Here is a 23199-nt window from a genome sequence, read left to right as displayed (position 1 = left end):
GTTGGTCTACATCATCGCTGGTAGTGACGGTGCGCATGCGCTGTACTACCAGTTCTGACGTGGCCTAGCCAGGTCGCGACCGCGCCCTCGTTGTAGCGGTCGGGCCCACCTTGGCGATACGGAGGTGACGAGTTACGCATGACGGACCAGATAGGACTTCAGTCTTGGGTGAGATCAGAAGGCTGGAATCACCGCCCGCTGGGAAGTGGATCGGAGCCGGTGTTGCCCTTGCGCTGGCCACGGCCCTTGTCAGCGGGATGATCTATTTCGCGCAGAAGACCAACGAAGACCCCAGCCTAATCAATTGGTTCGGAATTGCCACAGCTCTGGGCGGCGCGATGGCTTTCGAGTTCATGAAATTCGCCGCAACAACAAGAAGTCGCCACCTGCACGACCTCACGACGCGCATCACGCTCACGCCAGCAAAGCTCGAAGAATTAACGCGGATCGTCACAGAGGTAGAGAAAAACCGACAGATGTACTCAGGCTTGAACTCGGCCATTGAACTACGGTCCCGCGAGCTGACCCTGGAGTACGAGAAGGACCAACTGAGGACAAGAGCGACAGAGACACTGGACGCACTTGACGACCTCGCAGATCGCCAACGTCGCCTCGCGCTTGACATGGAATCCGCCCAAACCCGTGAGTTTGCCAAGGAAATGAGCGCCGTCCTGGCAAAATTGGGAGGATCACGAGCAAACAGGACTCTTGATGAATTCTCAAGATCATCGGGCTACTTCGGCCTGGCCGGGTTCATCGGATACATCGCCGCCGAGGCCGCGAAACTAATTCATGCTGAAACAGAACGCATTGCCGCGAAGCGGCGTAAAACGCGCCTTGAGCGGCTGGGCATTGAACACTCAGCCAACGAAGAGTCGATGTCAACCCCGCATGATGACGCGGAACAACCGCGATCACCCAGCGACTCGAACCACAAGTAGAGACTCGGCCAACACGTCGAACATCCGGTCCCGATAGCCAGGACCGCGCCTTTCTCCTCGCGAGCCGTGGGGCTCCCTCGCACATCACGGCCGACGTGATCACCGCGCTACCGGTGGCGGACTGCCAGATCGACGACGCTGACCACGATGACCGCCACCCCCACGAAGACCAGGGCCACCGTCCCCGCCTCGACAGCCACGCCCGTGACCAGCGCGAACAAGAAGAAGGTCACCGCAGGACGGCAACCCCAGCGCATGCCGAGCGCGATCTTTCGCATGATGCGGACGCTGAGCCCAACCCACCGGACGGGTCCCTCAAAACTTCTGTCGACGGATGTCGATCCACCCGACCACCGTCCGACGTACAGGCGAAGATGGAGATCAACCACCACGAGGAGAACCCCATGCGCACCCTGATCACCACCGCCTTCGTCTCGCTCGACGGCGTTGTCGAGGCGCCCGGCGGCGAGGCGGGCCACCGCAGCTCCGGCTGGACGTTCAAGGACATCGACTTCGTGCCCGATGCCTACGAGCTCAAGGGCCGGGAGCAGGACGAGGCCGCCGCGATGATGATGGGACGGGTCAGCTACCAGGTGTTCAGCCCGGTCTGGCCGACGATGACCGAGGACTTCGCCGGGTACAACGCGATGCCCAAGTACGTCGTGTCCTCGACGCTCGCCGACGGCGACCTCGTCGACAACTGGGGTGACACCACCATCCTGCGGTCGCTGGCCGACGTCGCCGCCCTGAAGGAGACCGACGGCGGACCGATCATCGTCCACGGCAGTGCCACCCTGAACCGCAACCTGTCCGACGCCGGCCTCATCGACCGCTACCACCTGCTCGTCTTCCCGGTCCTGCTCGGCGCGGGCAAGCGGCTGTTCAGCGACTCCGACGTCGACAAGCGCATGCTGAAGGTCGTCGAGAGCGAGACCTACTCGAACGGCATCCAGAAGCTCGTCTACGACGTCGTCCGGTGACTACTTGAACACCCCCGCATGCTCGGCAACCCACGACTCGTACGTGCGGCCCGCGCGGCCCAGTAGGTCCTGGACCGCCGGGCTGACCTGCCGCAACGCCGGTGACGACAGGATGTCCAGCGTGCTCTCCGCCACCGGTTCCGGCATGAACCGCAGCATCGCCGCCTTCGCCTCCGCGCGGGTCTGTGCCACGAACCGCACCGGTTCGCCCACCGCGGCGGCGATCGCGGCCACCTGGTCGCGCGGGGAGACCGGGGCCGGGCCGGTCAGCTCGTAGGTCTGGCCCTCGTGCGCCGCCGGGTCGCGCAGCACCGTCGCCGCGACCGCGGCGATGTCCACCGGGTCGATGGTCGGCAGTGCCGTGTCTCCGAACGGCGCCGCCACCTCCCGGTGGGCACGCACGGATTCCGCCCACCGCAACGTGTTCGAGTGGAAGCCGCCCGGTCGCAGGATCGTCCACCGCAGACCCGACGCCCGCACCGCGTCCTCCAGCGCGGGCGGGTGGTGGCCCGAGCCGACGCCCTGCGACGACAGCAGCACCACCCGGCCGACCCCGCTCGACCGCACCTCCGACAGCACGGGCGCGAGGTCCGCGCCCAGGAGGTCGCCCGCGGTCAGCAGGAACACCACCTCCGCGCCGGTCAGCGCCGGCCGCAACGACGCCGGGTTCGCCAGGTCCGCCTGGACCACCTTGGCGCCCGGCACCTCCACCGCCCGGCGGGACACCGCCGTCACCTCTTCGCCTGCCGCCACCAGTGCCGCCACCAGCGGCTGTCCGACATTGCCTGTCGCTCCTGTCACCACAATCATGTGGAGGACGCTAGTATCTTGTTGATAGTAGGTACCTAGAGGAAAGTAATGGGAACGTGATCGAGGACACCACACCCGAGCTGGCCTGCCCGGTCGCGCCCGTGGTCGACGTCGTGTTCAGCCGGTGGACCACGCCGATCCTGTGGGCGCTCAACGAGTACGGGCGGCAGCGGTTCGTCGAGCTGTCCCGCCGCATCACCACGATCACGCCCAAGGTGCTCACGCAGCGGCTGCGGCAGCTGGAACGCGACGGACTCGTCGTGCGCACGTACCACGCGGAGGTGCCACCGCGCGTCGAGTACGAGATCAGCGACCTCGGGCGCAGCCTCGGCCCGCTGTTCGCCGCGCTGTCCGAGTGGTCGTCCAACCTCGAGCGAGTCGAGTCCGCGCGCGCCGAGTACGACCGCAAAGCTAGTGCAGGAACAAGAAAACCTGCAGCTCACCGATGAGCGCGCCGATCACCGCGCCGACCGCGATCAGCTTCCACTCGTCCTGCCGGAACGCCGGGCGCAGCAGCGCCTCGTACTCGATCCGCGTCAGCCTGCGCATCTTCTGCGCGATCGTGTCGCGGATGTCCAGTGCCTCGGTCGTGTAGCGGTCCGCGGTCAGCATCGTCGTTGGCAGATAACGGATCGCGCGGTCCGCGGCCGCCTTCTTCAGCTCGGTGAACCGGTCCGCGCCGACGAGCGTGCGCACCAGGCCCGCCTGCTCGTCGATCGCCTCCTCGACGGTTTCCCGCACCATCGCACGGAGACGGTCGGCGCGTGGTCCGTTCAGCACGGCGGTCACGAGGTTCGGCATGGTCATCACGTCGCGGGCCACGATCGCCGCGTACTGCTTCGCGACCTCGTCACGCCTGCGCTGGAACACGCCCTGCAGCGGCAGCACGCCGAGGATTCGCCTGCGCTCACGCGGGAAGAACACGAGCTTGATCGCGAGCCAGTCGGTGCACCAGCCGATCGCGGCACCGAACAGCGGCATCACGATCGGGTCCTTCGTCAGCGCCCAGACGACCGTCTGCACCAGCCCGAGCACCAGTCCGAAGTAGACGCCGCAGCGCGCGATGAACGCCATCTCCGGGCGGGAGATGTCGCGGATCAGCTTGAGCAGCAGGCGTTTGTCGCGGTGCAGGGCGTCGACCGCGACCTGTTTGATGTCGAGGAACTCGTCGATGTCCGCGCTGAGCGTGGCCATGATCCGCGCGACGAGGCCGGGGATCCCGGCCTGCACGCGCTTGATCGCCACCTCCTGCGCGAGCGGCGGCAGCTTCTGCCACAGGCCGTGCCGGGCCATGACGTCGCGGGTGATCTCGTCGGCCGCCAGCATCAGCGGCAGTTCCAGCTCCTTGGCGAGCTTCGCCGGGTCGAGGCGGCCGAAGATCTCCTTGGGGTGGACGAGTTTCGCGGTCAGCAGGTCGGCGGCGACCGCGATCATGCGCTCGGAGTTGCGCGGCACGACACCCTGCCAGCCGAGGTAGGGCGGGATGCCGACGAACTCGAGCGGCCGGAACATCATCTCGATGGCCGCGCGCTTGGTGAGGTAGCCGATGACGGCCGCGATCACGGGCATGGACAGGTAGACCTGCCAGTGCGCGAGGAAGTCGTCGACCATTCAGCCGGTCACCTGCGACTCCACCACGGCACGCCGGAGCTCGGTGACCAGCTCGACGAGCCGGGGGTCGGACAGGTCAGGCCCGACGTTGGCGCGGAGCACGGCGACCGCCTCGTCGGTGAGGTCGAGCCAGTCGCGGCGCAGCGCGTGCTCGGCGGGGTCGAGGAACACGGCGCGCATCATGTTGACGCCGACGCGGTAGTTCGGGGACAGCGCGGTGCAGAGCTCGTTGACGGCGAGGATGTCGGTGAACTTGTTGCGGTCGCGGCCCTGTTCCAGTCGCAGGTAGTAGTCGGCGCTGATGCCCGCGAGGAGCGCGACCTCTTCGCGGCGCAGGCCGGGCACGCGCCGCAGCCCACCCGGCACGATGCCGACGTCGGCGGGTCGTACCTGCTCGCGACGGGCGCGGAGGTACTCGCCGAGCGCGTTGGAGCTGTCCACGCGGTTCACGGTAGCCCTGTCATCCCCAGGAACAGCGGGACATGCCCAGGCCTGGCGGTGTGCGCGGAGAATGGGTGGCATGACAGAGTTCATTTTCCCCCGGATGGGTTACGGCGCGATGCAGCTGGCGGGTCCGAACGTGTTCGGCCCGCCCAAGGACCGCGACGAGGCTCTCGCCGTGCTGCGGGAAGTGGTCGAGCTGGGCATCACGCACATCGACACGAGCGACTTCTACGGGCCGTACGTCGTGAACGAGCTGATCAGGGAGGCCCTGCACCCGTACCCGGCCGGTTTGCGGCTGGTGACGAAGGTCGGTGCCCGGCGCGGTTCGGACGGCGCGTGGATCCCGGCGTTCGAACCGGCCGAACTGCGCGCGCAGGTGCACGAGAACCTCGCGCGCCTGGGTGTCGAGGTGCTCGATGTGGTGAACCTGCGGGTGCCGGAGGTGCCGGGTACGTCAGTGACGGCGCAGTTCGCGGAGCTGGCCGCGCTGCGGGAGTCGGGTGTGATCCGGCACCTGGGCGTGAGTGCGGTGAGTTCGGACCAGCTCACGGAGGCGCAGCGGATCGCGCCGGTGGTGACGGTGCAGAACCTGTACAACGTGGCGCAGCGCGGCGATGACCCACTGGTGGACCGTTGCGAGGCGGAGGGGATCTCGTACGTGCCGTTCTTCCCGCTGGGTGGTTTCACGCCGCTGCAGTCGTCGACGTTGACGTCGGTCGCGGCGCGGTTGGGGGCGACGGCGCACCAGGTGGCGTTGGCGTGGCTGTTGCGGCGGTCCCCGGCGATCGCGTTGATTCCTGGCACGTCGTCGGTGGCGCACCTGCGGGAAAACGTGGCGGCGGCGGATCTCGTGCTGCCGGAGGACGCGGTCGCGGAACTGAACACGATCGGCGGGTGATGGCCTCCGGCCCCCGGTTTCCAGCGTATGGCAAGGGACCGACAGTTCCGGCCGCGTCAACGTTCCCCTGTGGACAACCGCCGGAGCTGTGGACAACTCGCGCTGACTGTCGGTGCCTTGCCGTAGCGTGGTTCGAGGGGGCCGGCGGCCACGCTATGTTCGAGCCATGGAGGCGACCCCGGCCGGACTGCGTCCCATCCCGCTGTACTTCCCGTACATCTTCGTCCGGCGTGCCGACTGGTTGCGGGCGTGCGCTCTGTACTGGCCCAGGCTGGCGATCCTGCGCCCGGAGGGATTTCTCCCCGGCGACTACCGGGAAGGGCCGGTCGGGCGCGCGTTGCGGGACGAGCTGGGTTTCTTCGTCGATGTCGATCCGGCTCCTCATGTGCCGGGCGCTTCCGCCGAACTGCTGAGTCTGATCAATGGGCACGAGGACGCACTCCGCGCCCGTTATGGCGGGCCGTTCGACGGGAACAGCTTCGTCATGGACAGTCAGATGTCCGGCGATCTGCGCACAGCTCTGCTGGAAAGCGGCCTGGCCGGCGATCCCGGGGACGTCGCCGGTCCTTCCTGGCTGGACCTGCACCCGCGCGTCACCAGCGCCTACACGAGTCTCCTCATGCACCGGGTCGCCGACGCCAATGAGCTGTCGCTCGTCACCGACCAGGTGGCGGCACACGCGGCGGTCACCAACGCGGCCGACCTCGTCCTGGACCTCCTCGACGACGGTCATCCCGCGGTCCGGACCACCGGCGATGTGGCGTCGGCGTACTCCGTGACGGCGATCGAGACCGTCGTGCCCGCGGATCTCGCGCAGGTGCCGGTCGACAAGATCATCAAGGCGCGCCGTGAACTGGCCGTGCAGTTCGACGCGTTTCGCGCGCACCTCGGCACACTTTCGCGGGAATTCACGGAGATCGCCGCGATCGACAACGGGGAGGTCATGCGGGCGCGGGTCGAAATGCTGGTGCACGACCAACTCGACCAGGCGGTCAAGGATTTACGCCGGGAACTGCGGACTCTGGGTCTGCAACCGGCCCAGGCACTGCTCAGCCTCAAGACGCTGACGCCGCCGGCACTGGTGGCGGCCGCGAGTGGCATCGCCGGACTTCCGTCGGTCATCGCGGGAGCCGGTACCGCCGCGGCCTACTTCGTCGGCACCGCGCACGCGGCGCGGCGGGAGGCGAGGGTCAGGAAACGCAGCCCGGCGGGCTATCTCCTCGGCTCGACCGGGCGTTGACACCCCGGAAACTGACCGACCGACTCCGCGCGACGATCTCCCGCGAGAAGTGAGGCGGTATCTCCGGTATCTCAGGCCCCTGGCCTCGTCACCGCGCGGGCATCGGCACCGCGACCACCGACGCCCCGCGCGTCGACCGGCCCCGCGCGCGGCTGATCGTCCAGCACACCAGGTAGATCAGGAACGAGATCGCGGTCACGAAAGCGCTCACCGGCGCACCCGGCGCCAGCGACAGGATGAACCCGCCCAGCGCCGCCGCCTCCGCGAACACCACCGCCAGCACCGTCGCGCGCAGCGGGCTCGCCGTCACCTTGGCGGCCGCCGCGGCGGGGGTGATCATCAGCGCCAGCACCAGCAGCGCACCGACCGTCTGCACCCCCAGCGCCGTCGCGACACCGACGAGCACCGCGAACACCACGGACAGCCCGCCGACCGGAACGCCGCGGGCTTTCGCCACATCGGGGTCCACCGACGCGAACAGCAGCGGCCGGTAGATCACCAGCAGCACCAGCATGACAGCGATGCCGCACGCCGACAGCAGCGCGATCGACGCGAAGTTGACGCCGACGACCTGGCCGACCAGCAGGCCGAACTTGTTGTTCGCGCGGCCGGGGTAGAGCCACAGCAGCAGCACCCCGAGGCCGAGGCCGAACGACAGCACCGCGCCGATCACCGAGTCGTGGTCGGAGCTGCGCCGCGACAGCAGGCCCAGCACCAGCGCCGCGATCACCGCCCCCGCGAGCGCGCCGTGACCGACCTGGATGCCCAGCAGCAGCGCCGCGGCACCGCCCGTGAACGACAGCTCGCTGGTCCCGTGCACCGCGAACGCCATGTTCCTGCTCACGATCAGCGGGCCCAGCACTCCCGCCAGCAACCCCAGGATGGCGGCCGCCACCAGCGCGGCCTGCACGTAGGGCAGCCCCAGCAACCTGCCCAGCAGCTCGAGGTCGAACAGCTTGTCCATCAGGCGCGTTCCTCGTGCAGGTGGTGTGTCTGGTCCTCGCACAGCCCGCTCTGCGCGCCGACCACGTGGATCTGGCCCCGCACCCGCACCACGTCGATCTTCGTGCGGTACAGCTCGGACAGCGTCTCGGAGTTCATCACCTCGTCCGGCCTGCCGATCCGGAAGCGACCGTCCACGAGGTACAGCACGCGGTCGACCAGCGACAGCACCGGGTTGATCTCGTGGGTCACGAACAGCACGGCGGTGTTCGCGACGCGGCGGCGCTGGTCGATCAGCGAGCTGACCACCTGCTGGTTCGCGAGGTCGAGGGACAGCAGCGGCTCGTCGCACAGCAGCACGTCCGGGTCGCTCACCAGTGCCTGCGCCACCCGCAGGCGCTGCTGTTCACCGCCGGACAGCAGCGCCACCGGCGCCTTCGCGAACGCCTCCGCACCCACCTCGGCGATGGCCTGGTCGACCCGCTGCCGCCGCTCGCGGATCCGGGAAACGCCGGTGCCCCAGCGGTGTCCGTCCAGGCCGAGGCCGACCAGGTCGCGGCCGCGGACGGGGGCGTCGATGGCCCGCTGCTGCGGGACGTACCCGATCCGCTTGTTGCCGCGCCCCGGCGACTCGCCCGCGATCCGCGCGGTGCCCGACGACAGCGCCTGCAACCCGAGCAGCACGCGGAGCAGGCTCGTCTTGCCGGACCCGTTCGGGCCCAGCACCGTGACGAACTCCCCCGGCTCGATGTCGAGGTTCAGGCCGGACCACAGGATCCGGTCGCCGTAGCCGAGCGTCGCGTCCCGGAGCGAGATCGCGGGTACGTGTCCGTCCATCAAGCCACCGCGCCCGCCAGCGCGTCCACCTGCTTGGTCATCCACTCAACGTAGTCGGTCACGCCCGGTGGCAACGTCTCACTCACGTTCACGATCGGTACCCCGGCGCTCTTCGCCGCGCCGTTGAGCTGGTCGGTCACGTTCGTCTCGGTCTGGTCGTTGTTGACCAGCGCGACGATCTGCTTGCCGGTCACCAGGTCCATGGTGTCGGCGACCGTCGCGACCGGCGGGTCGGTCTCCTCCTCGATGGCCTCGGAGAAGTCCGGCGGCGTCACGTCGGTCAGGCCGGCGGCGTCGAGCAGGTACTTGGCGACGGGCTCGGTCGCGACGACGTCGCCGTCCGGGATGGCGCCGGCCTTCGTGGTCAGCTCGTCGATCTTGCCGTCGAACGCCTTCGCGTTGTCCGCGTAGGTGTCCTTGTTGTCCGGGTCGATGGCGCCCAGCTCCTCGGCGACCTTGCCCGCCACCTTCTTGACGGTCGCGAAGTCGTACCAGACGTGCTCGTTCTCACCCTCGGCGAGACCGGCGACGTCGTACGCGACGACCTGCTTCGCGTCCGCGCCTGCCGCGTCCACCAGCTTGGTGAAGAAGTCGTCGTAGCCGCCGCCGTTGTAGACGACGAGCTTCGCCTCGGTGAGCAGGGTCGCGTCCTCGGGCTTGTCCGCGTAGGAATGCGGGTCGCCCTTCGAGTCGTTGATCAGGGAGCGAACGCTCACATCGTCACCGCCGACCGCCTGGACGACGCTGCCCCACACGTTCGTGGACGCGACGACCGCGACCTTCCCGTCCGCCGCCGCGTCAGTCGTGCCACCGCCGCAGCCGGCGGCGCCGAGGACGGCGACCGCGGCGACCGCGAGTGGAAGGGCGCTTCTCATGGCGTTCCTCCGAAGTATTCATGCGTGTCACGCTATAGGTAATGGAAACCGTTTTCGACTACTGCAAGTCGACTATACGACTGGAAATTCCGGGCGCGTCAGCCGACCAGGTGAGAAGTGCCACCAGATGTGGTGAAGGTGACGTGCGTGGCCAGGCTTCTGATTGTGCTTCTGAACCGTTACGGTCAGCACATGGCGAGGCCTATGCATGTTCGGCGGCCGGCGACACTGGCGTCGCTGGCGGCGGAGCTCGGCGTTTCGCGAACCACCGTGTCCAACGCCTACAACCGGCCTGACCAGCTCTCGCCGGAGCTGCGCAGACGCGTGTTGGAGACGGCGCGACGTCTGGGCTATCCCGGCCCGGACCCGGTGGCGCGATCGTTGCGCACGCGCAAAGCGGGCGCGGTCGGGCTCCTGTTGACCGAGAACCTTTCGTACGCGTTCCGTGACCCGGCGGCGCTCGGCTTCCTGGAGGGGCTGGCGCTGGCCTGTGAAGGCGCCGGCCAGGGCCTCCACCTGGTGCCGGTGAACCCGGAGCGCGACGACGTCACCGCCGTCCACAGTGCTGGTGTGGACGGTTTCGTCGTCTACTCCGTACCGGACGACGACCCCCACCTGGCCGCGGTGCTGTCGCGCCCGGTGCCGACCGTGGTGTGCGACCAGCCGCGGGTGGAGGGCGTCGACCTGGTCGGCATCGACGACCACGCGGCGATCGCGCAGCTGGCGGGGCGGCTGATCAGCATCGGGCACCGGAACATCGGGGTGCTGTGCATGCGGCTGGCACGCGACCGCAACGACGGCTTCGCGGCGATCGCGCGGCAGCGGACCGCGCACTTCCACGTGCAGCGGGCCCGGCTCACCGCGCTGGCCGAGTCGTTCGAGACGGCGGGCGTGGACTGGGCACGGGTGCCGGTCGTGGAGCGCTTCGACCACTCCATCGGGAGCGGCGAGTCGGCGGCCGCGCAGCTCCTGGACGCGAGCCCCGAGGTCACGGCCCTCATCTGCACGTCGGACATCCTGGCGCTCGGCGCGCTGAACGAGGCGAAGCGGCGTGGGCTGCGGGTGCCGCAGGACCTGACGGTGACCGGTTTCGACGGGATCGTCGAGGCGGAGCGGGTCGGCCTGACGACGATCCGGCAGCCGGTGCTGGAGAAGGGCCGCGCGGCCGGGAAGCTGCTGCTCGCCTCGGCGGAGCACAGCAAGCCCCGGCACATCACGCTGGACACCGAACTGGTCGTCGGCACCACGAGCGCACCGCCGAGGACCACGGAGGAACGCTGGTTCGGCCCGTGACCGGGCGCCACGGCTGATCTCTCGAAAGACGCTTTCGGGGCACTCAACGCCCCGAAGGCGTCTTTCAGGACATCGCGGCGGCACGAAGGCTCGGCTACGTCAGCACCAGCTGCGTCGGTGCGCCTGCCAGCGCGCCCAGCTTGCCGACCACCTGGTACGTACCGGCAGGCACGGTCCTGCGGTCCAGCGGGCAACCGGGCTCGGACGTCCGCCCGGCCCAGTTGACCGAGAACTCCACCGGCTGGTTCGGCGCCAGCACGCGCACGTCGGCCTCCGGCGGCCCGTAGCAGTCGTTGCTCGACCACAGCCGCGCGCCGTCGGCGCCCATCACGAGGATCTCCCGCAGCCCGCGGTTCACGTCGCGCGTGCACGGGACCGGGCCCGCGTTGACGATCCGCAGCCGCAGCAACGGCCGTGTGCCGACCGCGTACGACGGCACGTCCGGCGCGGCCGCGACCTTCATCACCGCGTCGGGGCACGCCTTGGGCGGGCCGGGCGGCGGCGCCGGGGTGGTCGTCGTGGTCGTGACGACCGGGGCGGGCGGCGCGGGCTTGCTCGCACCGGACGTCGGCCCGGTGCGGCTGGGGCCGGCGGTGACCGAACCTTGTGGGTCGTCCGGGCCCGGGCTCGACGGGGGCGCGGACGCCCGGTCCGACGTGGCCCGCACGGAGCCGGCCGCCGCGGGTCCACCGAGGTCCGCCGTGTTCGCCGTGCCCTGCACCGGGTGCTGGTCGTCCGCCTCGACGAGACCGCCGATGAGCCACGCCAGCAGCACCACGGCCAGCACCGAAACACCGGCCGCGAACGCGCGACGGCGCCGGTACACGGACCGGGGCAACGGGCCGTTCGGTTCGATCATGCGCCTGACGGTAACCCCGCACTATCGCGTGCGCTTGGATCTTCCCTGGCCTCGAAAGGGGGATATTTGTGCAGGTAGTGACCACGGAGAGTTGTTGTCGACGACACGTTGCCCTCGGGCCGCCACCTTGCTCCAATTGGTGATCGAGCAGGTTTCCAGTGCTTGACCGCAATGTGGGCACGGCGAAACACGGGAGCTGACAGATGACCGCTATCGACGATCTCCTGCACCGGCACGTGACCGGCGTGGACCTCGGCGCGCCCGAGGTCCCCACACCCGTGCCATCACTCCACCTGGCCGTCGTGACCTGCATGGACGCGCGCATCAAGGTGTTCGACGTGTTCGGCCTGCGGCACGGCGAGGTGCACATCCTGCGCAACGCGGGCGGTGTGGTGACCGACGACGTGATCCGGTCGCTCGCGATCAGCCAGCGCAAACTCGAGACCCGCGAGGTCATCGTCATGCAGCACACGTCGTGCGGCCTGTCGCTGATCACCGAGGACGAGTTCAAGGACGAGCTGGAAAAGGAGACCAAGCTGCGGCCGCCGTGGGCGATCGAGGCGTTTCGCGAGGTCAAGGACAGCGTCCGCCAGTCGGTGGAGCGGGTGCGGCGCAGCCCGTTCGTGCCCCACCGCGACAACGTGCGCGGGTTCGTCTACGACGTGCACAACGCGGAGCTGACCGAGGTCATCTGACCGGCTCCCCCGGCGCCGCGCCCTCCGCGCGCGGGCCGCCGTGCCGGGCTAGCATCGGTCGGCGATGACCATCGACGCGTACGTGCTGACCGACTGGTTCGCCGAGAAGGCACGGGACCTGCCATGGCGCAGGCCCGACTGCTCGGCGTGGGGCGTGCTGGTCAGCGAGATCATGCTGCAGCAGACCCCGGTCGCCCGCGTCGAACCGTCGTGGCACGAGTGGCTGGCGCGCTGGCCGGTCCCGTCCGCGCTCGCCGCCGCCACCCCGGCCGACGTGCTCCGGATGTGGGGCAAGCTCGGCTACCCGCGCCGCGCGCTGCGGCTGCGGGACGCCGCGACGGTGATCGCGGAGCAGCACGACGACGTCGTCCCGTCCGATGTGGACACCCTGCTGGCGCTGCCGGGCATCGGTGCCTACACCGCGCGTGCGGTCGCCGCGTTCGCGTACCGCAAGCGCTGCCCGGTCGTGGACACCAACGTGCGGCGGGTCATCGCCCGCGCGGTGCACGGCGCGGGCGATGCGGGGCCCGCCTCGAACACGCGCGACATGGCCGACGCGGAGAAGCTGCTGCCCGCCGACGACGAGCAGGCCGCGCGGATGTCGGCCGCGTTGATGGAGCTGGGCGCGATCGTGTGCACGGCACGGAACCCGCGCTGCGCCGACTGCCCGGTGTACGACTCGTGCGCGTGGCAGCTCGCCGGGAAACCGGCCTACGCCGGCCCCGCGAAGCCCGTGCAGAAGTTCGCGGGCACGGACCGCCAGGTGCGCGGTCTGCTGCTGGACGTCCTGCGGGACACCTCGACCCCGGTCCCCAAGACACGACTGGACGTCGTCTGGTCCGACGCCGGGCAGCGGGACAGATGTCTCGACTCGCTGCTGGTGGACGGGCTGGTCGAACAGACCACCGACGGCTTGTTCGCGTTACCCGGAGAGCACTGAACCACTTCCGGGAATCGGCAACCAAATTCTCTGGCAATTGGGGAACTCTTGTCTTCGAGTAACCGCGCCACTACCGTCGGAAATGCCAGTCACCGATCTGGGTCTGATGGCCCCATGTCGAGGGAGATCGAGATGGCCGTATCCCGCCGTGCCCTTCTACGGGGCGGATTCACCGTCACCGCCATGGGCGTGCTCGGCACGTCCACCGCACCGCTCGCGTTCGGGGAGGTCGGCGCGAGAGCCGTCGACCGGCCGCGCATCCACACCTGCAGCGAGTGGGGCGCGCGCCCGCCGAACGGCACCATCACCGTCGAGAACCACAAACCGACCTACATCGTCGTGCACCACACCGCGGGCGGGAACTCGTCCGACACGTCACTGGCGCACGCGTACCAGATCTCGCGCGGCATCCAGAACTTCCACATGGACGGCCGCGGCTGGATCGACAGCGGCCAGCAGTTGACCAACAGCCGCGGCGGGCACATCACCGAAGGCCGCCACCGCAGCGTCGAGATCCTCGACGGCGGCACGCGGCACGTGCAGGGCGCGAACGTGGGCAACCACAACAGCGAGGTCATCGGCATCGAGAACGAGGGCCTCTACTCCACTGTGGACGTCCCGGTCGCGCTGTGGAACTCGCTGGTGCAGCTGGTCGCCTACATCGCGCAGTCGTACGGGATCTCGCCGGACATGATCCGAGGACACCGCGACTTCAACGCCACCGAATGTCCCGGGCAGGTGCTGTACGAGCGCCTGCCGGAGCTGATCGCGGCGGTCCGCGCCGCGCTCGGCACCTCGCCTGCCTCACCCGCCGCTCCCCTGCGTTCCTGGCCCCTGCTGAAGCCGGGTGAGCAGAGCGACAAGGTCCTTGCCGCGCAACACCTCCTGCGAGCGCGCGGCGTGGCGGTCAAGGCGGACGGCGTGTTCGGCGACGCGACGTTCGCCGCGGTGGCGCGGCTCGCGGCCGAGAACGGGGTGGCGTACGAACCCTGCTACGCCAGCCGGTCCGCGGACGAGAGCGGCTTCGTCGGCGTCACCACGTGGCCGCTGCTGGTCCGCACCGTGCGGGCGGGCGACACCGGTGAGGCCGCGCAGGCCGCGCGGGTGCTGATGTCCGCGCGCGGGGAGCGGTTCGCCACCGTCGACACCCCGACCTGGCAGCGGCTCCTGGCCTGACACCTGGCACCCTGCGTGCATGGCGCAGGCGCTGGAGTTCCACTTCGACGGCGACGCGGACGCCGCCGTCCGAGGACTGTGGCGGCGGCTGGCGGACAACCACATCTCGAGCAACGGCATCTCGAGCGGTGTCCCCAGCCCCGCCACGTCACCGCACGTCACCTTCGCGGCCGCGGGCACGATCCCCGCGGCCACCCGCGCGGCGCTGCGGGACGACCTTCGGCTGCTGTCGATCCCGTCGCTGTGGCTGTCGATCCTGACCGCCGCCGACGGCGAGCTGGCGCTGACCGCCGTCGTCGACACCGAGCTGCTCGCCGTCCACTCCGCGGTACACGACGTGCTGGCGAAACGGGTGAAACAGCCGGTCGCGCGCTATCTGCCCGGTTCGTGGATGCCGCGCTGCGTGCTCGCGCGCGATCTCGAACCGGCAGAGATGACGGCGGGCTTCGCCGCGCTGTACCCGGTAGCGTCGATCAAGGCGAAGATCACCGAGATCGTGGTCGTCGACACCCACACGGGTGAGACTGACGTCCTACGCGATCTGGAGGACGGGTCATGAGTGAAGAGCTGCGCCGGGTGCGCCTCCTCCGGAGCCCGCCCGTCCGGCACCGGTCGAGGAGGAAGACGACTTCGGCGGCTCCTTCATGGTGCGGCCCACCTCGTCGCAGTCGAACATCCTCGGCTACCGCGACACACCCGCCGAACTGCCGCGCTCGCTGCGGGACCGCCGCCGCTAGCGGTTCAGCACACCCGACAGGAACGCCTCGACCGCGCCCCGGTAGACGGCGGGCTGGTCGTGGTGGACGACGTGGCCCGCGCCTGCCACGACCAGGTGGCGCACCTCGCCGCCCGCGCGTTTCGGCAGCTCGGCCATCTGCCCGGGCGGCATCGCGCTGTGCTCGGCCTCGATCGCCAGCATCGGGCAGCGGACCCGCTCGACGAACGGCCAGTAGTCGCGGCGGCCCCACTCGTTCGCGATCTCGTACAGGTCCTCGAGGTCGGCGATCAGGTGGTAGCCGTCCGCGCGTTCCTCCACGCACTCGGTGAACCAGTCGCCGAGGTCCCCGAAGAACTCCCGCACGTGCGCCAGCGACCGGAACGGCACCGGCCACGACTCGAAGTACGCCTTCCACGGGTCGACGGTCTTGCCGCGCTGGTCGGGCGCGATGTCCTCGACGACGACCGCGCGGACCAGGTCCGGGTGGGTGGCGGCGAGGCACCACGCGTGCAGCCCGCCCATCGAGTGCCCGACGACGGTGCTGGGTCCGAGGTCGCGCAGGACCTCGGCGGCGTCGTCGACGAAGTCCTCGGTGCGCCAGCCGCCGCCGCGGTGCGGGCTGCGGCCGTGCCCGCGCGCGTCGAGGCCGACGACCCGGCCGTAGTGGCTCATCCACTTCGCCGCTTCCCACCAGGTGGTCGCGCGGCCCATCAGGCCGTGGAGGAGCAGGATCCCGGGGCCGTCACCGCCGAACTCGACAATGTGCACGTCCGATGGTTGCACCGAACCAACCCACGCATCACATCCGGTCGGTCATGATGTCCGGGTCACCGACGATCGGGAGCTGTTCACCATGCACCACCGCACGGCCGTGCGCGTTCTCTGCCTCACGCTGGCCGCGACGGGTCTGGCCGCCTGCACGGTCTCGCGGACGAACGAGGGGTCGCCCGCACCGGACGAGGCGCCACCGGCGGCGCAGGCCCCCGGCGGTGACGGTGCTGGCGATCCGTACTACCCGGAGGACGGCAACCCGGGCTACGACGTCACCGCGTACCACGTGCAGATCACCTACGACCCCGGCACGAAGGCGTTGCAGGGCGACACCCTGGTGACGGCGAAGGCGAGCGCGGAGCTGCCGGAGTTCAACCTGGACCTGCAGGGCCTGGAAGTGTCGGCGGTGACCGTCGGCGACGCGGAGGCGGAGTTCGCCCGTGAGGGCGACCACGAACTCGTCATCACCCCGTCGAGCCCGGTCGCGGAGGGCGACACGTTCACGACCCGGGTGCGGTACGACGGCGTCCCGGAAGCCGCGCGGCAGGGCTCGCTGGGCGAGAACGGCTGGCAGCTGTCGTCGTCCGGCGGCGCGTTCGCGGCGGGCGAGCCCCACTCGGCGACGTCCTGGTACCCGGCGAACGACACCCCGAAGGACAAGGCGACGTTCAAGCTCGACGCGCGGGTACCGAACGGGTGGAGCGTGGTCTCGAACGGTGTCGAGTCCCCCGCCACGCCCGGTGGCGACGGCTGGACCACGTACCACTGGAACGAGCCCACCCGCATAGCGACGTACCTGACGACGGTCGGCATCGACAAGTGGACCTTCGAACGGTCGACGCTCCCCAGCGGCACACCGGTCGTCAGCGCGTACGCGCCGGGCGCCGAGGACAAGAAGTCGGTCGAGTCGAAGCTCCCCGAGATCATCGCGTTCCTGGAGACGAAGTTCGGTCCGTACCCGCAGTCGGCGGCAGGCGGGATCTACATCAACGAGAACATCGGCTTCTCGCTGGAGACCCAGGGCAGGCCCATCTACGCGGCGTGGGCGGAAGAGCCCGTGGTGGTGCACGAGAACGCACACATGTGGTGGGGCAACTCGGTGACGGTGTCCGAGTGGAAGGACATCTGCCTGAACGAGTGCTTCGCGAGCTACGCCCAGTGGCTGTGGGACGAAGCGAAATACGGCGCGAACCTGGACGAGCAGTACCGCGTGGAGGTCGCCAGGAGCACCGACGACCTGTGGTCGGGCAAGCTGTACGACATGGGCGCGGGCAACGAGTTCGGCGCCGTGTACGAGAAGGGCCCACTCGCACTGCACGCCCTGCGCCGCGAGATCGGCGAGGACGCGTTCAACAAGGTCCTGAAGGACTGGCCGACCAAGCACCGCGACGCCAACGCGTCGTGGCCGCAGTTCGAGAAGTTCGTGTCCGAGATCGCGGGCCGCGACCTGACCGACTTCTTCGAAGCCTGGTTCCGCGACGACACGCAGCCGGCGGACGAGTACCTGTACCCGGGGCCGCTGCGCAAGTAGTGCTGTGTCCCCATCTCTGGGATGGCAGGCAGCCTCGGGAGTGGTGTGGGGCTCACGCCCCGCGCGCGCCTTTTGCGGCTCTGGCGGTGTCCGAAGGACCGGCAAACGTTGGTGGACACAGCAGCGGCCGTGCTGGTTGTCCACAGCGACCTGAGTTGTCCACAGCGACCGCGGAACGCGCGGAAACTGTCGCCCCTCCCCGCTACGCTGGATTTCGGGGGGCCGACGGCCGCCGTTGATCATGGTCGGGGTGGTCGTCCCTACGGGAGGATGACCTCGGCCATGACCGCGCGGTGGTCGCTGTGCGGCAGGTCGTACACGGCGTAGCTGCTGATCGCGCAGCGGACGTCCGTCACGATGTGGTCGATCGTCAGTGGTGGACCCGTCGGCCAGGACGACCAGGTGGTCTGCATGCCTTCGCCGGTCTCCTCGCCCGCGTCGGCGTAGCCGTGGTCGACCAGGTCGCGGAAGGCGGCGTGGTCGAGTGTGGCGTTGAAGTCGCCCGCCAGGATTCGTGGTCGCTTGTCCGTTGTGGACTTCGGGAGCTCGTCGAGTTCTTGCCGCCACGTGCGGGCGTCGGGGCCCGTCAGTGGCGGCTGGACGTGCACCGCGGTCACTTCGATGTCCTCGCGGCCCGGCAGGTCCACCACCGCCGACGGTTGCGACAGGGTGCTGTCGTCGACGAGAACTATCTGGCGCAGCGGCAGGTTCGACGCGATGCCGGAGCCGTCACCACCTGGGCGTTCGTCGAAAACGTGGTGGGGCAACAACTTCGACAGGCCTGCTCTGTCCAAAGCGGACACCGCGGCCGGGGTCAGCTCCGGCATGGTCAGCACGTCGATCTCGTGCCTGCGGACCAGGTCGACGAGCGTGCGCGCGTCGGCCAGGCCCGCACGGAGGTTGGCTGTCATGATCCGCAGGTGCTGCCCGTTCGCGGCCGGTTGTTCCTCCGCCAGGAACCTCGGGCCGAGCAGCGACGACAGCGACAGCGTGACGACGAGGACCGCCAGCCCCAGGAACCACCGCCGCAGCAGCAGGGTGACGAACGTGAGCATGACGGCGCCCGCGACCACGTACGGCGTGAGTGCCATGGCGCCGATGAGGAACGCGTTGTTCTCGAGGCTGAGCACGCGGACGACCCCGTACGCGAGGACCACCAGCGTGAGAACGGCCAGGAGGAACGTGACCTTGCCGCTCCGGCGGCGCCGACCGGGTTCGGCGACGTCGTCGACGGGTGCGTAGTCGACCTCGTCGGTTGCCTGGCTCCGCCTACCCACGGCGTTCGTTGCCGCGTTTGTAGTTGCCGGTGGCGCGGGCGAGGAGGTGCTGGGTCTCGTCGTCACCGGCGCGTTCGAGGCGGCCGAGGAGCTTGTCGGCGGCGGTACCGCGGATCGTGGTGACGACCCGGCCGCCGCGGGAGACGAGCAGCTGCCCGTCCTTGGTGACCCGCCAGTCGAACGGGTCGTCCTCAAGCCCCATGGGTACAGCTTGCCCGAGGTTGGGTGGGTGGCGCCGCTGGCTTGCCGGTCGTGTCGCGGCCTCCGGCCCCCGGAATCCAGCGTAACGGCGGTGGGCGACACTCCGGAGTTGTCCCCAGGGCGCCTGTGGACAACCGTGTCGGCTGTGGATAACCCGGGTTACGGAACGTTGGCGCGGCCGGTTGTGTCGGTGCCATCGCGTAGCGTGGTTCGAGGGGGCCGGAGGCCAGCCGCCGCACCGCCGCAGCGCCGGAACCCCTTGCGTTGCTTGGGTTTTCGAGGTTCTCGTGCCTCTGTCAGGGGGCGGCCTCCGGCCCCCGGGAATCCAGCTTACGGGGCGGCACCGACAGTCACGGTGGGCTGTGGGCAGACCTGTGGATAACCGGCTCGGCTGTGGACAACTCGCGGCGCGGCCGGTGGGTCGCAACAGAAAGGCCGCGCCCCCTCGAAGGGAGCGCGGCCTTTCCTCAGAACTTTCGGATCAGGCGGACTCGGCGTCGTCGGTGCCGCTGTCCGCGCCGCTCGACGCGGCCATGTCGACCGGCGGCGCGTCCGGGACGTTGGCGGGCTTGGTCTCACCCCGGAAGGTGAACACCGCCTTGTCCGTGGACGTGTTCTCGTCGCCGTCCCAGCCTTCGACGTCGACGATGATGATCTGGCCGGCCTGGATCTCGCCGAACAGGATCTTCTCCGACAGCTGGTCCTCGATCTCGCGCTGGATGGTCCTGCGCAGCGGCCGGGCACCAAGCACCTTGTCGAAGCCGCGGGTCGCCAGGAGCTTCTTGGCGGACGGCGTCAGCTCGATGGCCATGTCCTTGTTCTTCAGCTGCGTCTCGACGCGGGTGATCATCAGGTCCACCATCTTGACGATCTGCTCTTCGGTGAGCTGGTGGAACACGATGATGTCGTCGATGCGGTTGAGGAACTCCGGCCGGAAGTGCTTCTTCAGCTCGTCGTCGACGCGCTGCTTCATCCGGTCGTAGGTCTGGCCTTCGCCACCGCTCGAGAAGCCCAGGTTCACGGCCTTCGAGATGTCCTGCGTACCCAGGTTCGACGTGAAGATGATGACGGTGTTCTTGAAGTCGACCGTGCGGCCCTGGCCGTCGGTCAGGCGACCGTCCTCCAGCACCTGCAGGAGCGTGTTGTAGATCTCCTGGTGCGCCTTCTCGATCTCGTCGAACAGGACCACCGAGAACGGCTTGCGGCGGACCTTCTCCGTCAGCTGGCCGCCCTCCTCGTAGCCCACGTACCCGGGAGGGGCACCGAAGAGCCGCGAGGCGGTGTACCGGTCGTGGAACTCGCCCATGTCGATCTGGATGAGCGCGTCGTCCTCGCCGAACAGGAAGTTCGCCAGCGCCTTGGACAGCTCGGTCTTACCGACACCGGACGGGCCGGCGAAGATGAACGAGCCGGACGGGCGCCTCGGGTCCTTCAGGCCGGCACGGGTGCGGCGGATCGCCTGGGACACGGCCTTGACCGCGTCCTCCTGGCCGATGATCCGCTTGTGCAGCTCGTCCTCCATGCGGAGCAGACGCGTGGTCTCCTCCTCGGTGAGCTTGAACACCGGGATGCCGGTCCAGTTGGCGAGGACCTCGGCGATCTGCTCGTCGTCGACCTCCGCGACGACGTCCAGGTCACCGTCCTTCCACTGCTTCTCCCGCTCCGCCTTCTGGCCGAGCAGCGTCTTCTCCGAGTCCCGCAGCTTGGCGGCCCGCTCGAAGTCCTGCGCGTCTATCGCGCTCTCCTTCTCACGGCGCACGTCGGCGATCTTCTCGTCGAACTCGCGCAGGTCCGGCGGCGCGGTCATGCGGCGGATGCGCATCCGGGCGCCGGCCTCGTCGATCAGGTCGATCGCCTTGTCCGGCAGGAACCGGTCGTTGATGTACCGGTCGGCGAGGGTCGCCGCGGCCACCAGCGCCGGGTCGGTGATCGTGACGCGGTGGTGCGCCTCGTACCGGTCCCGCAGGCCCTTGAGGATCTCGATCGTGTGCTCGAGCGTCGGCTCGCCGACCTGGATCGGCTGGAAGCGGCGCTCCAGCGCGGGGTCCTTCTCGACGTACTTGCGGTACTCGTCGAGCGTGGTCGCGCCGATCGTCTGCAGCTCACCGCGGGCGAGCATCGGCTTCAGGATCGAGGCCGCGTCGATCGCGCCCTCGGCGGCACCCGCACCGACGAGCGTGTGGATCTCGTCGATGAACAGGATGATGTCGCCGCGCGTGCGGATCTCCTTGAGCACCTTCTTCAGGCGCTCCTCGAAGTCACCGCGGTAGCGCGAACCGGCGACCAGGGAGCCGAGGTCAAGCGTGTACAGCTGCTTGTCCTTCAGCGTCTCCGGCACCTCGCCCTTGACGACCATCTGCGCGAGGCCCTCGACGACGGCCGTCTTGCCGACGCCGGGCTCGCCGATGAGCACGGGGTTGTTCTTGGTGCGGCGGGACAGCACCTGCATGACCCGCTCGATCTCCTTGGCCCGCCCGATGACCGGGTCGAGCTTGCCCTCCCGCGCGGACGCGGTCAGGTTGCGACCGAACTGGTCGAGCACCAGCGAGGAGGAGGGCGTGCCCTCGCCGCGGCCGCCGGTCTCCGCGGGCTCCTTGCCCTGGTAGCCCGACAGCAGCTGCAACACCTGCTGGCGTACGCGGTTGAGGTCGGCGCCGAGCTTGACGAGCACCTGGGCGGCGACGCCCTCGCCCTCCCGGATCAGGCCGAGGAGGATGTGCTCGGTACCGATGTAGTTGTGTCCGAGCTGCAACGCTTCCCGCAGCGAGAGCTCGAGGACCTTCTTGGCCCGTGGGGTGAAGGGGATGTGCCCGCTCGGCGCGTGCTGGCCCTGGCCGATGATCTCCTCGACCTGCTGCCGCACGCCCTCGAGGGCGATTCCCAGCGACTCGAGCGCCTTGGCGGCGACACCTTCACCCTCGTGGATCAAACCCAGGAGGATGTGCTCGGTGCCGATGTAGTTGTGGTTGAGCATCCTGGCCTCTTCTTGGGCCAGGACAACCACCCGCCTCGCGCGGTCGGTGAACCTCTCAAACATCTGCACTCCTGACTGCTGCGCCGGCGGCCCTTACTTCACCGCATCTTTCTCTTGTGCGGTGGGTCAGCACCGTGAAGACCACTGTAGTCGTCCAGCCTGTCGCTCTCAGTACCACTTGCGGCTATCCGCGGCCTTCGTGAGGAACAACGTGCGACGACGTGGACGGATTCCGCCAGAGGTGGTTGTCCGCTGAACGCGAACACGCCCGGCACCGGGGTCGCGATGATCTTGTTGGTGAGTTAGAGTTAGGTCAGGCTCACCTAACCACGCCCCGGGAGATACCCATGCGGACCAGTCCAAGCCTACGGCTTGTGACTGAAACGCGCGCCCCTTCGCTTGTCGAATCCGTCACACGGGCCGCGTCCCGCCAGGTCAGGACCGAGGTCCGCGTCGGGCTACCCGACGATTCCACCGGCTGGGTGAACTGTGCGGAACTACTCTCCGCGCCCGACCGGTTCACTCTTTGGCGACAGGAACTCGCAGGTTGGCTGCATGATCGCTACAGCGAGGCCCCAGAACGGACCACCGCCGGTTACGTGATGTCGTGGTACCTCGGCGTCCCCGGGTACCTCGCGGCACTGCTCTTCCACCACGAGCGGCGGGTGCCGTCGCTGCGTCCGGAGCACCTCGCCTTCCACAAAGCTCGACCGAGACCCCACCCGGATTCCATCGCGGTTCTGGACGAGAGCTTCGTCTGCCTGCCGGACGACCCGGCCGCCGGCACGGCCAACGCGACGGTCGTGCCCACCGAGAAAGCCCTCGCCGCGGTGTTGCGCGGCCGCTTCACCGCGCACGCGGCCCGGTTCGTGTCGGCGTTCAGCGGGACCGTGCGGTTCGGCAGGCACACGCTGTGGGCGGCCGCGACCGACGCGATCGACCACTCGATGTGGCTCGTCGGCCGGTACGCGGGCGACGAGACGGCAGGGGTGCTGGACGCCAACCTGCTGCTGCCGGACCGGTTCGCACCGCTGACCTCGGCGTCCACGCTGCGCCCTGTGATCGAGGACGACGGCAGGACGGGGTGGACGCGGCGGCGCGAGGCGTGTTGCTTCCACTACCTGATGGAGGCCGGTCAGGGCGTCTGCGACACGTGCCCGAGGGTCTGCGCGAAGAGTTAGCCCGA

24 protein-coding genes are annotated in these 23199 nt (G+C 69.0%); 12 read left to right on the top strand and 12 right to left on the bottom strand.

The window, feature by feature from the left end; all coding sequences use genetic code 11:
- Positions 1–164 precede the first annotated feature (164 nt).
- A complete protein-coding gene (locus FHR82_RS17140; protein ID WP_184811358.1) occupies positions 165–941 on the top strand; it encodes a hypothetical protein in 777 nt (258 codons plus the stop codon).
- Between the two features lie 107 nt (positions 942–1048).
- Here the strand turns inward: FHR82_RS17140 and FHR82_RS17135 are convergent, their stop codons facing one another.
- Positions 1049–1219: a hypothetical protein gene (locus FHR82_RS17135; RefSeq protein ID WP_184811357.1), complete on the bottom strand. Its 171-nt coding sequence runs from the start codon at positions 1217–1219 to the stop codon at positions 1049–1051.
- A 126-nt stretch (positions 1220–1345) separates the two neighbouring features.
- On the opposite strand from FHR82_RS17135, the gene FHR82_RS17130 reads away from it, so the two are divergent.
- The gene (locus FHR82_RS17130; RefSeq protein WP_184811356.1) at positions 1346–1921 is read left to right on the top strand and encodes a dihydrofolate reductase family protein; all 576 of its coding nucleotides are present in this window, start codon (positions 1346–1348) and stop codon (positions 1919–1921) included.
- On the opposite strand, the gene FHR82_RS17125 is transcribed toward FHR82_RS17130, so the two are convergent.
- A complete protein-coding gene (locus tag FHR82_RS17125; RefSeq protein WP_184811355.1) occupies positions 1922–2731 on the bottom strand; it encodes an NAD(P)H-binding protein in 810 nt (269 codons plus the stop codon).
- Between the two features lie 59 nt (positions 2732–2790).
- Between FHR82_RS17125 and FHR82_RS17120 the strand changes: the two genes are divergently transcribed.
- A complete protein-coding gene (locus FHR82_RS17120; RefSeq protein ID WP_184811579.1) occupies positions 2791–3180 on the top strand; it encodes a winged helix-turn-helix transcriptional regulator in 390 nt (129 codons plus the stop codon).
- Here FHR82_RS17120 and FHR82_RS17115 read toward each other — a convergent pair.
- Positions 3143–4342: a DUF445 domain-containing protein gene (locus tag FHR82_RS17115; RefSeq protein WP_184811354.1), complete on the bottom strand. Its 1200-nt coding sequence runs from the start codon at positions 4340–4342 to the stop codon at positions 3143–3145. The two genes, FHR82_RS17120 and FHR82_RS17115, sit on opposite strands and share 38 nt — an antisense overlap.
- Positions 4343–4783 carry an MmyB family transcriptional regulator gene (locus FHR82_RS17110; protein WP_184811353.1) on the bottom strand — a complete coding sequence of 147 codons (441 nt, stop codon included), beginning with the start codon at positions 4781–4783 and terminating at the stop codon, positions 4343–4345.
- A gap of 79 nt (positions 4784–4862) precedes the next feature.
- Here FHR82_RS17110 and FHR82_RS17105 point away from each other — a divergent pair, with 79 nt between their 5' ends.
- Both FHR82_RS17105 and FHR82_RS17100 read left to right on the top strand, forming a co-directional pair.
- Positions 4863–5684: an oxidoreductase gene (locus tag FHR82_RS17105; protein ID WP_225944038.1), complete on the top strand. Its 822-nt coding sequence runs from the start codon at positions 4863–4865 to the stop codon at positions 5682–5684.
- A gap of 166 nt (positions 5685–5850) precedes the next feature.
- Entirely contained in the window at positions 5851–6924 is a 1074-nt protein-coding gene (locus FHR82_RS17100; protein WP_184811351.1) for a DUF6236 family protein, read from the top strand.
- Positions 6925–7012: 88 nt separating this feature from the next.
- Here the strand turns inward: FHR82_RS17100 and FHR82_RS17095 are convergent, their stop codons facing one another.
- The 3 genes from FHR82_RS17095 to FHR82_RS17085 are packed head-to-tail and all read right to left on the bottom strand — an operon-like array spanning position 7013 to position 9578.
- Entirely contained in the window at positions 7013–7888 is an 876-nt protein-coding gene (locus FHR82_RS17095) for a metal ABC transporter permease (RefSeq protein WP_184811350.1), read from the bottom strand.
- Entirely contained in the window at positions 7888–8703 is an 816-nt protein-coding gene (locus FHR82_RS17090; protein WP_184811349.1) for a metal ABC transporter ATP-binding protein, read from the bottom strand. Before FHR82_RS17090 ends, FHR82_RS17095 begins: the two co-directional genes overlap by 1 nt.
- A complete protein-coding gene (locus tag FHR82_RS17085; RefSeq protein WP_184811348.1) occupies positions 8703–9578 on the bottom strand; it encodes a metal ABC transporter solute-binding protein, Zn/Mn family in 876 nt (291 codons plus the stop codon). Before FHR82_RS17085 ends, FHR82_RS17090 begins: the two co-directional genes overlap by 1 nt.
- Before the next feature lie 192 nt (positions 9579–9770).
- Between FHR82_RS17085 and FHR82_RS17080 the strand changes: the two genes are divergently transcribed.
- Positions 9771–10871, top strand: coding sequence for a LacI family DNA-binding transcriptional regulator (locus tag FHR82_RS17080; protein ID WP_184811347.1), 1101 nt, complete (start codon positions 9771–9773; stop codon positions 10869–10871).
- 94 nt (positions 10872–10965) lie between these two features.
- Here FHR82_RS17080 and FHR82_RS17075 read toward each other — a convergent pair whose 3' ends face one another.
- A complete protein-coding gene (locus tag FHR82_RS17075; RefSeq protein ID WP_184811346.1) occupies positions 10966–11730 on the bottom strand; it encodes a hypothetical protein in 765 nt (254 codons plus the stop codon).
- Between the two features lie 203 nt (positions 11731–11933).
- Here FHR82_RS17075 and FHR82_RS17070 point away from each other — a divergent pair, with 203 nt between their 5' ends.
- The 4 genes from FHR82_RS17070 to FHR82_RS17055 all read left to right on the top strand — a co-directional run bounded on the left by FHR82_RS17070 (position 11934) and on the right by FHR82_RS17055 (position 15100).
- On the top strand, positions 11934–12425 hold the full coding sequence (locus FHR82_RS17070) for a beta-class carbonic anhydrase (RefSeq protein ID WP_184811345.1): 492 nt from the start codon (positions 11934–11936) through the stop codon (positions 12423–12425).
- 64 nt (positions 12426–12489) lie between these two features.
- On the top strand, positions 12490–13365 hold the full coding sequence (locus tag FHR82_RS17065) for an iron-sulfur binding domain-containing protein (RefSeq protein ID WP_184811344.1): 876 nt from the start codon (positions 12490–12492) through the stop codon (positions 13363–13365).
- Between the two features lie 114 nt (positions 13366–13479).
- Complete coding sequence (locus FHR82_RS17060; protein WP_225944037.1) at positions 13480–14541, top strand: peptidoglycan recognition protein family protein; 1062 nt, start codon at positions 13480–13482, stop codon at positions 14539–14541.
- A 19-nt stretch (positions 14542–14560) separates the two neighbouring features.
- Positions 14561–15100 carry a 2'-5' RNA ligase family protein gene (locus FHR82_RS17055; RefSeq protein ID WP_184811343.1) on the top strand — a complete coding sequence of 180 codons (540 nt, stop codon included), beginning with the start codon at positions 14561–14563 and terminating at the stop codon, positions 15098–15100.
- Positions 15101–15274: 174 nt separating this feature from the next.
- Here FHR82_RS17055 and FHR82_RS17050 read toward each other — a convergent pair whose 3' ends face one another.
- A complete protein-coding gene (locus FHR82_RS17050) occupies positions 15275–16027 on the bottom strand; it encodes an alpha/beta fold hydrolase (protein WP_311771119.1) in 753 nt (250 codons plus the stop codon).
- An 85-nt stretch (positions 16028–16112) separates the two neighbouring features.
- Between FHR82_RS17050 and FHR82_RS17045 the strand changes: the two genes are divergently transcribed.
- Positions 16113–17561 (top strand): M1 family metallopeptidase, encoded by a 1449-nt coding sequence (locus tag FHR82_RS17045; protein ID WP_184811342.1) that lies wholly within the window; start codon positions 16113–16115, stop codon positions 17559–17561.
- Between the two features lie 260 nt (positions 17562–17821).
- On the opposite strand, the gene FHR82_RS47450 is transcribed toward FHR82_RS17045, so the two are convergent.
- The 3 genes from FHR82_RS47450 to FHR82_RS17030 all read right to left on the bottom strand — a co-directional run bounded on the left by FHR82_RS47450 (position 17822) and on the right by FHR82_RS17030 (position 22076).
- Complete coding sequence (locus tag FHR82_RS47450; RefSeq protein WP_184811341.1) at positions 17822–18838, bottom strand: endonuclease/exonuclease/phosphatase family protein; 1017 nt, start codon at positions 18836–18838, stop codon at positions 17822–17824.
- On the bottom strand, positions 18831–19040 hold the full coding sequence (locus FHR82_RS17035; protein ID WP_184811340.1) for a hypothetical protein: 210 nt from the start codon (positions 19038–19040) through the stop codon (positions 18831–18833). Before FHR82_RS17035 ends, FHR82_RS47450 begins: the two co-directional genes overlap by 8 nt.
- A gap of 480 nt (positions 19041–19520) precedes the next feature.
- Positions 19521–22076 (bottom strand): ATP-dependent Clp protease ATP-binding subunit, encoded by a 2556-nt coding sequence (locus FHR82_RS17030; protein WP_184811339.1) that lies wholly within the window; start codon positions 22074–22076, stop codon positions 19521–19523.
- Positions 22077–22615: 539 nt separating this feature from the next.
- Here FHR82_RS17030 and FHR82_RS17025 point away from each other — a divergent pair.
- Positions 22616–23194, top strand: coding sequence for a (2Fe-2S)-binding protein (locus FHR82_RS17025; RefSeq protein WP_311771145.1), 579 nt, complete (start codon positions 22616–22618; stop codon positions 23192–23194).
- Positions 23195–23199 lie beyond the last annotated feature (5 nt).

Origin of the sequence: Actinophytocola algeriensis (assembly GCF_014203735.1) — a bacterium.
Lineage (GTDB): Bacteria > Actinomycetota > Actinomycetes > Mycobacteriales > Pseudonocardiaceae > Actinophytocola > Actinophytocola algeriensis.
The sequence above is the reverse complement of the archived record's forward strand: the minus strand, read 5'-3'. Positions and strand labels throughout refer to the sequence as shown.

Excerpts from the sequence above, each read along its gene's own strand:
- FHR82_RS17135 (WP_184811357.1), bottom strand. The coding sequence starts at position 1,219 with ATGCGAAAGATCGCGCTCGGCATGCGCTGGGGTTGCCGTCCTGCGGTG.
- FHR82_RS17130 (WP_184811356.1), top strand. The coding sequence starts at position 1,346 with ATGCGCACCCTGATCACCACCGCCTTCGTCTCGCTCGACGGCGTTGTC.
- FHR82_RS17125 (WP_184811355.1), bottom strand. The coding sequence starts at position 2,731 with ATGATTGTGGTGACAGGAGCGACAGGCAATGTCGGACAGCCGCTGGTG.
- FHR82_RS17115 (WP_184811354.1), bottom strand. The coding sequence starts at position 4,342 with ATGGTCGACGACTTCCTCGCGCACTGGCAGGTCTACCTGTCCATGCCC.
- FHR82_RS17105 (WP_225944038.1), top strand. The coding sequence starts at position 4,863 with ATGACAGAGTTCATTTTCCCCCGGATGGGTTACGGCGCGATGCAGCTG.
- FHR82_RS17100 (WP_184811351.1), top strand. The coding sequence starts at position 5,851 with ATGGAGGCGACCCCGGCCGGACTGCGTCCCATCCCGCTGTACTTCCCG.
- FHR82_RS17095 (WP_184811350.1), bottom strand. The coding sequence starts at position 7,888 with ATGGACAAGCTGTTCGACCTCGAGCTGCTGGGCAGGTTGCTGGGGCTG.
- FHR82_RS17090 (WP_184811349.1), bottom strand. The coding sequence starts at position 8,703 with ATGGACGGACACGTACCCGCGATCTCGCTCCGGGACGCGACGCTCGGC.
- FHR82_RS17085 (WP_184811348.1), bottom strand. The coding sequence starts at position 9,578 with ATGAGAAGCGCCCTTCCACTCGCGGTCGCCGCGGTCGCCGTCCTCGGC.
- FHR82_RS17080 (WP_184811347.1), top strand. The coding sequence starts at position 9,771 with ATGGCGAGGCCTATGCATGTTCGGCGGCCGGCGACACTGGCGTCGCTG.
- FHR82_RS17075 (WP_184811346.1), bottom strand. The coding sequence starts at position 11,730 with ATGATCGAACCGAACGGCCCGTTGCCCCGGTCCGTGTACCGGCGCCGT.
- FHR82_RS17070 (WP_184811345.1), top strand. The coding sequence starts at position 11,934 with ATGACCGCTATCGACGATCTCCTGCACCGGCACGTGACCGGCGTGGAC.
- FHR82_RS17065 (WP_184811344.1), top strand. The coding sequence starts at position 12,490 with ATGACCATCGACGCGTACGTGCTGACCGACTGGTTCGCCGAGAAGGCA.
- FHR82_RS17060 (WP_225944037.1), top strand. The coding sequence starts at position 13,480 with ATGTCGAGGGAGATCGAGATGGCCGTATCCCGCCGTGCCCTTCTACGG.
- FHR82_RS17055 (WP_184811343.1), top strand. The coding sequence starts at position 14,561 with ATGGCGCAGGCGCTGGAGTTCCACTTCGACGGCGACGCGGACGCCGCC.
- FHR82_RS17045 (WP_184811342.1), top strand. The coding sequence starts at position 16,113 with ATGCACCACCGCACGGCCGTGCGCGTTCTCTGCCTCACGCTGGCCGCG.
- FHR82_RS17035 (WP_184811340.1), bottom strand. The coding sequence starts at position 19,040 with ATGGGGCTTGAGGACGACCCGTTCGACTGGCGGGTCACCAAGGACGGG.
- FHR82_RS17030 (WP_184811339.1), bottom strand. The coding sequence starts at position 22,076 with ATGTTTGAGAGGTTCACCGACCGCGCGAGGCGGGTGGTTGTCCTGGCC.
- FHR82_RS17025 (WP_311771145.1), top strand. The coding sequence starts at position 22,616 with ATGTCGTGGTACCTCGGCGTCCCCGGGTACCTCGCGGCACTGCTCTTC.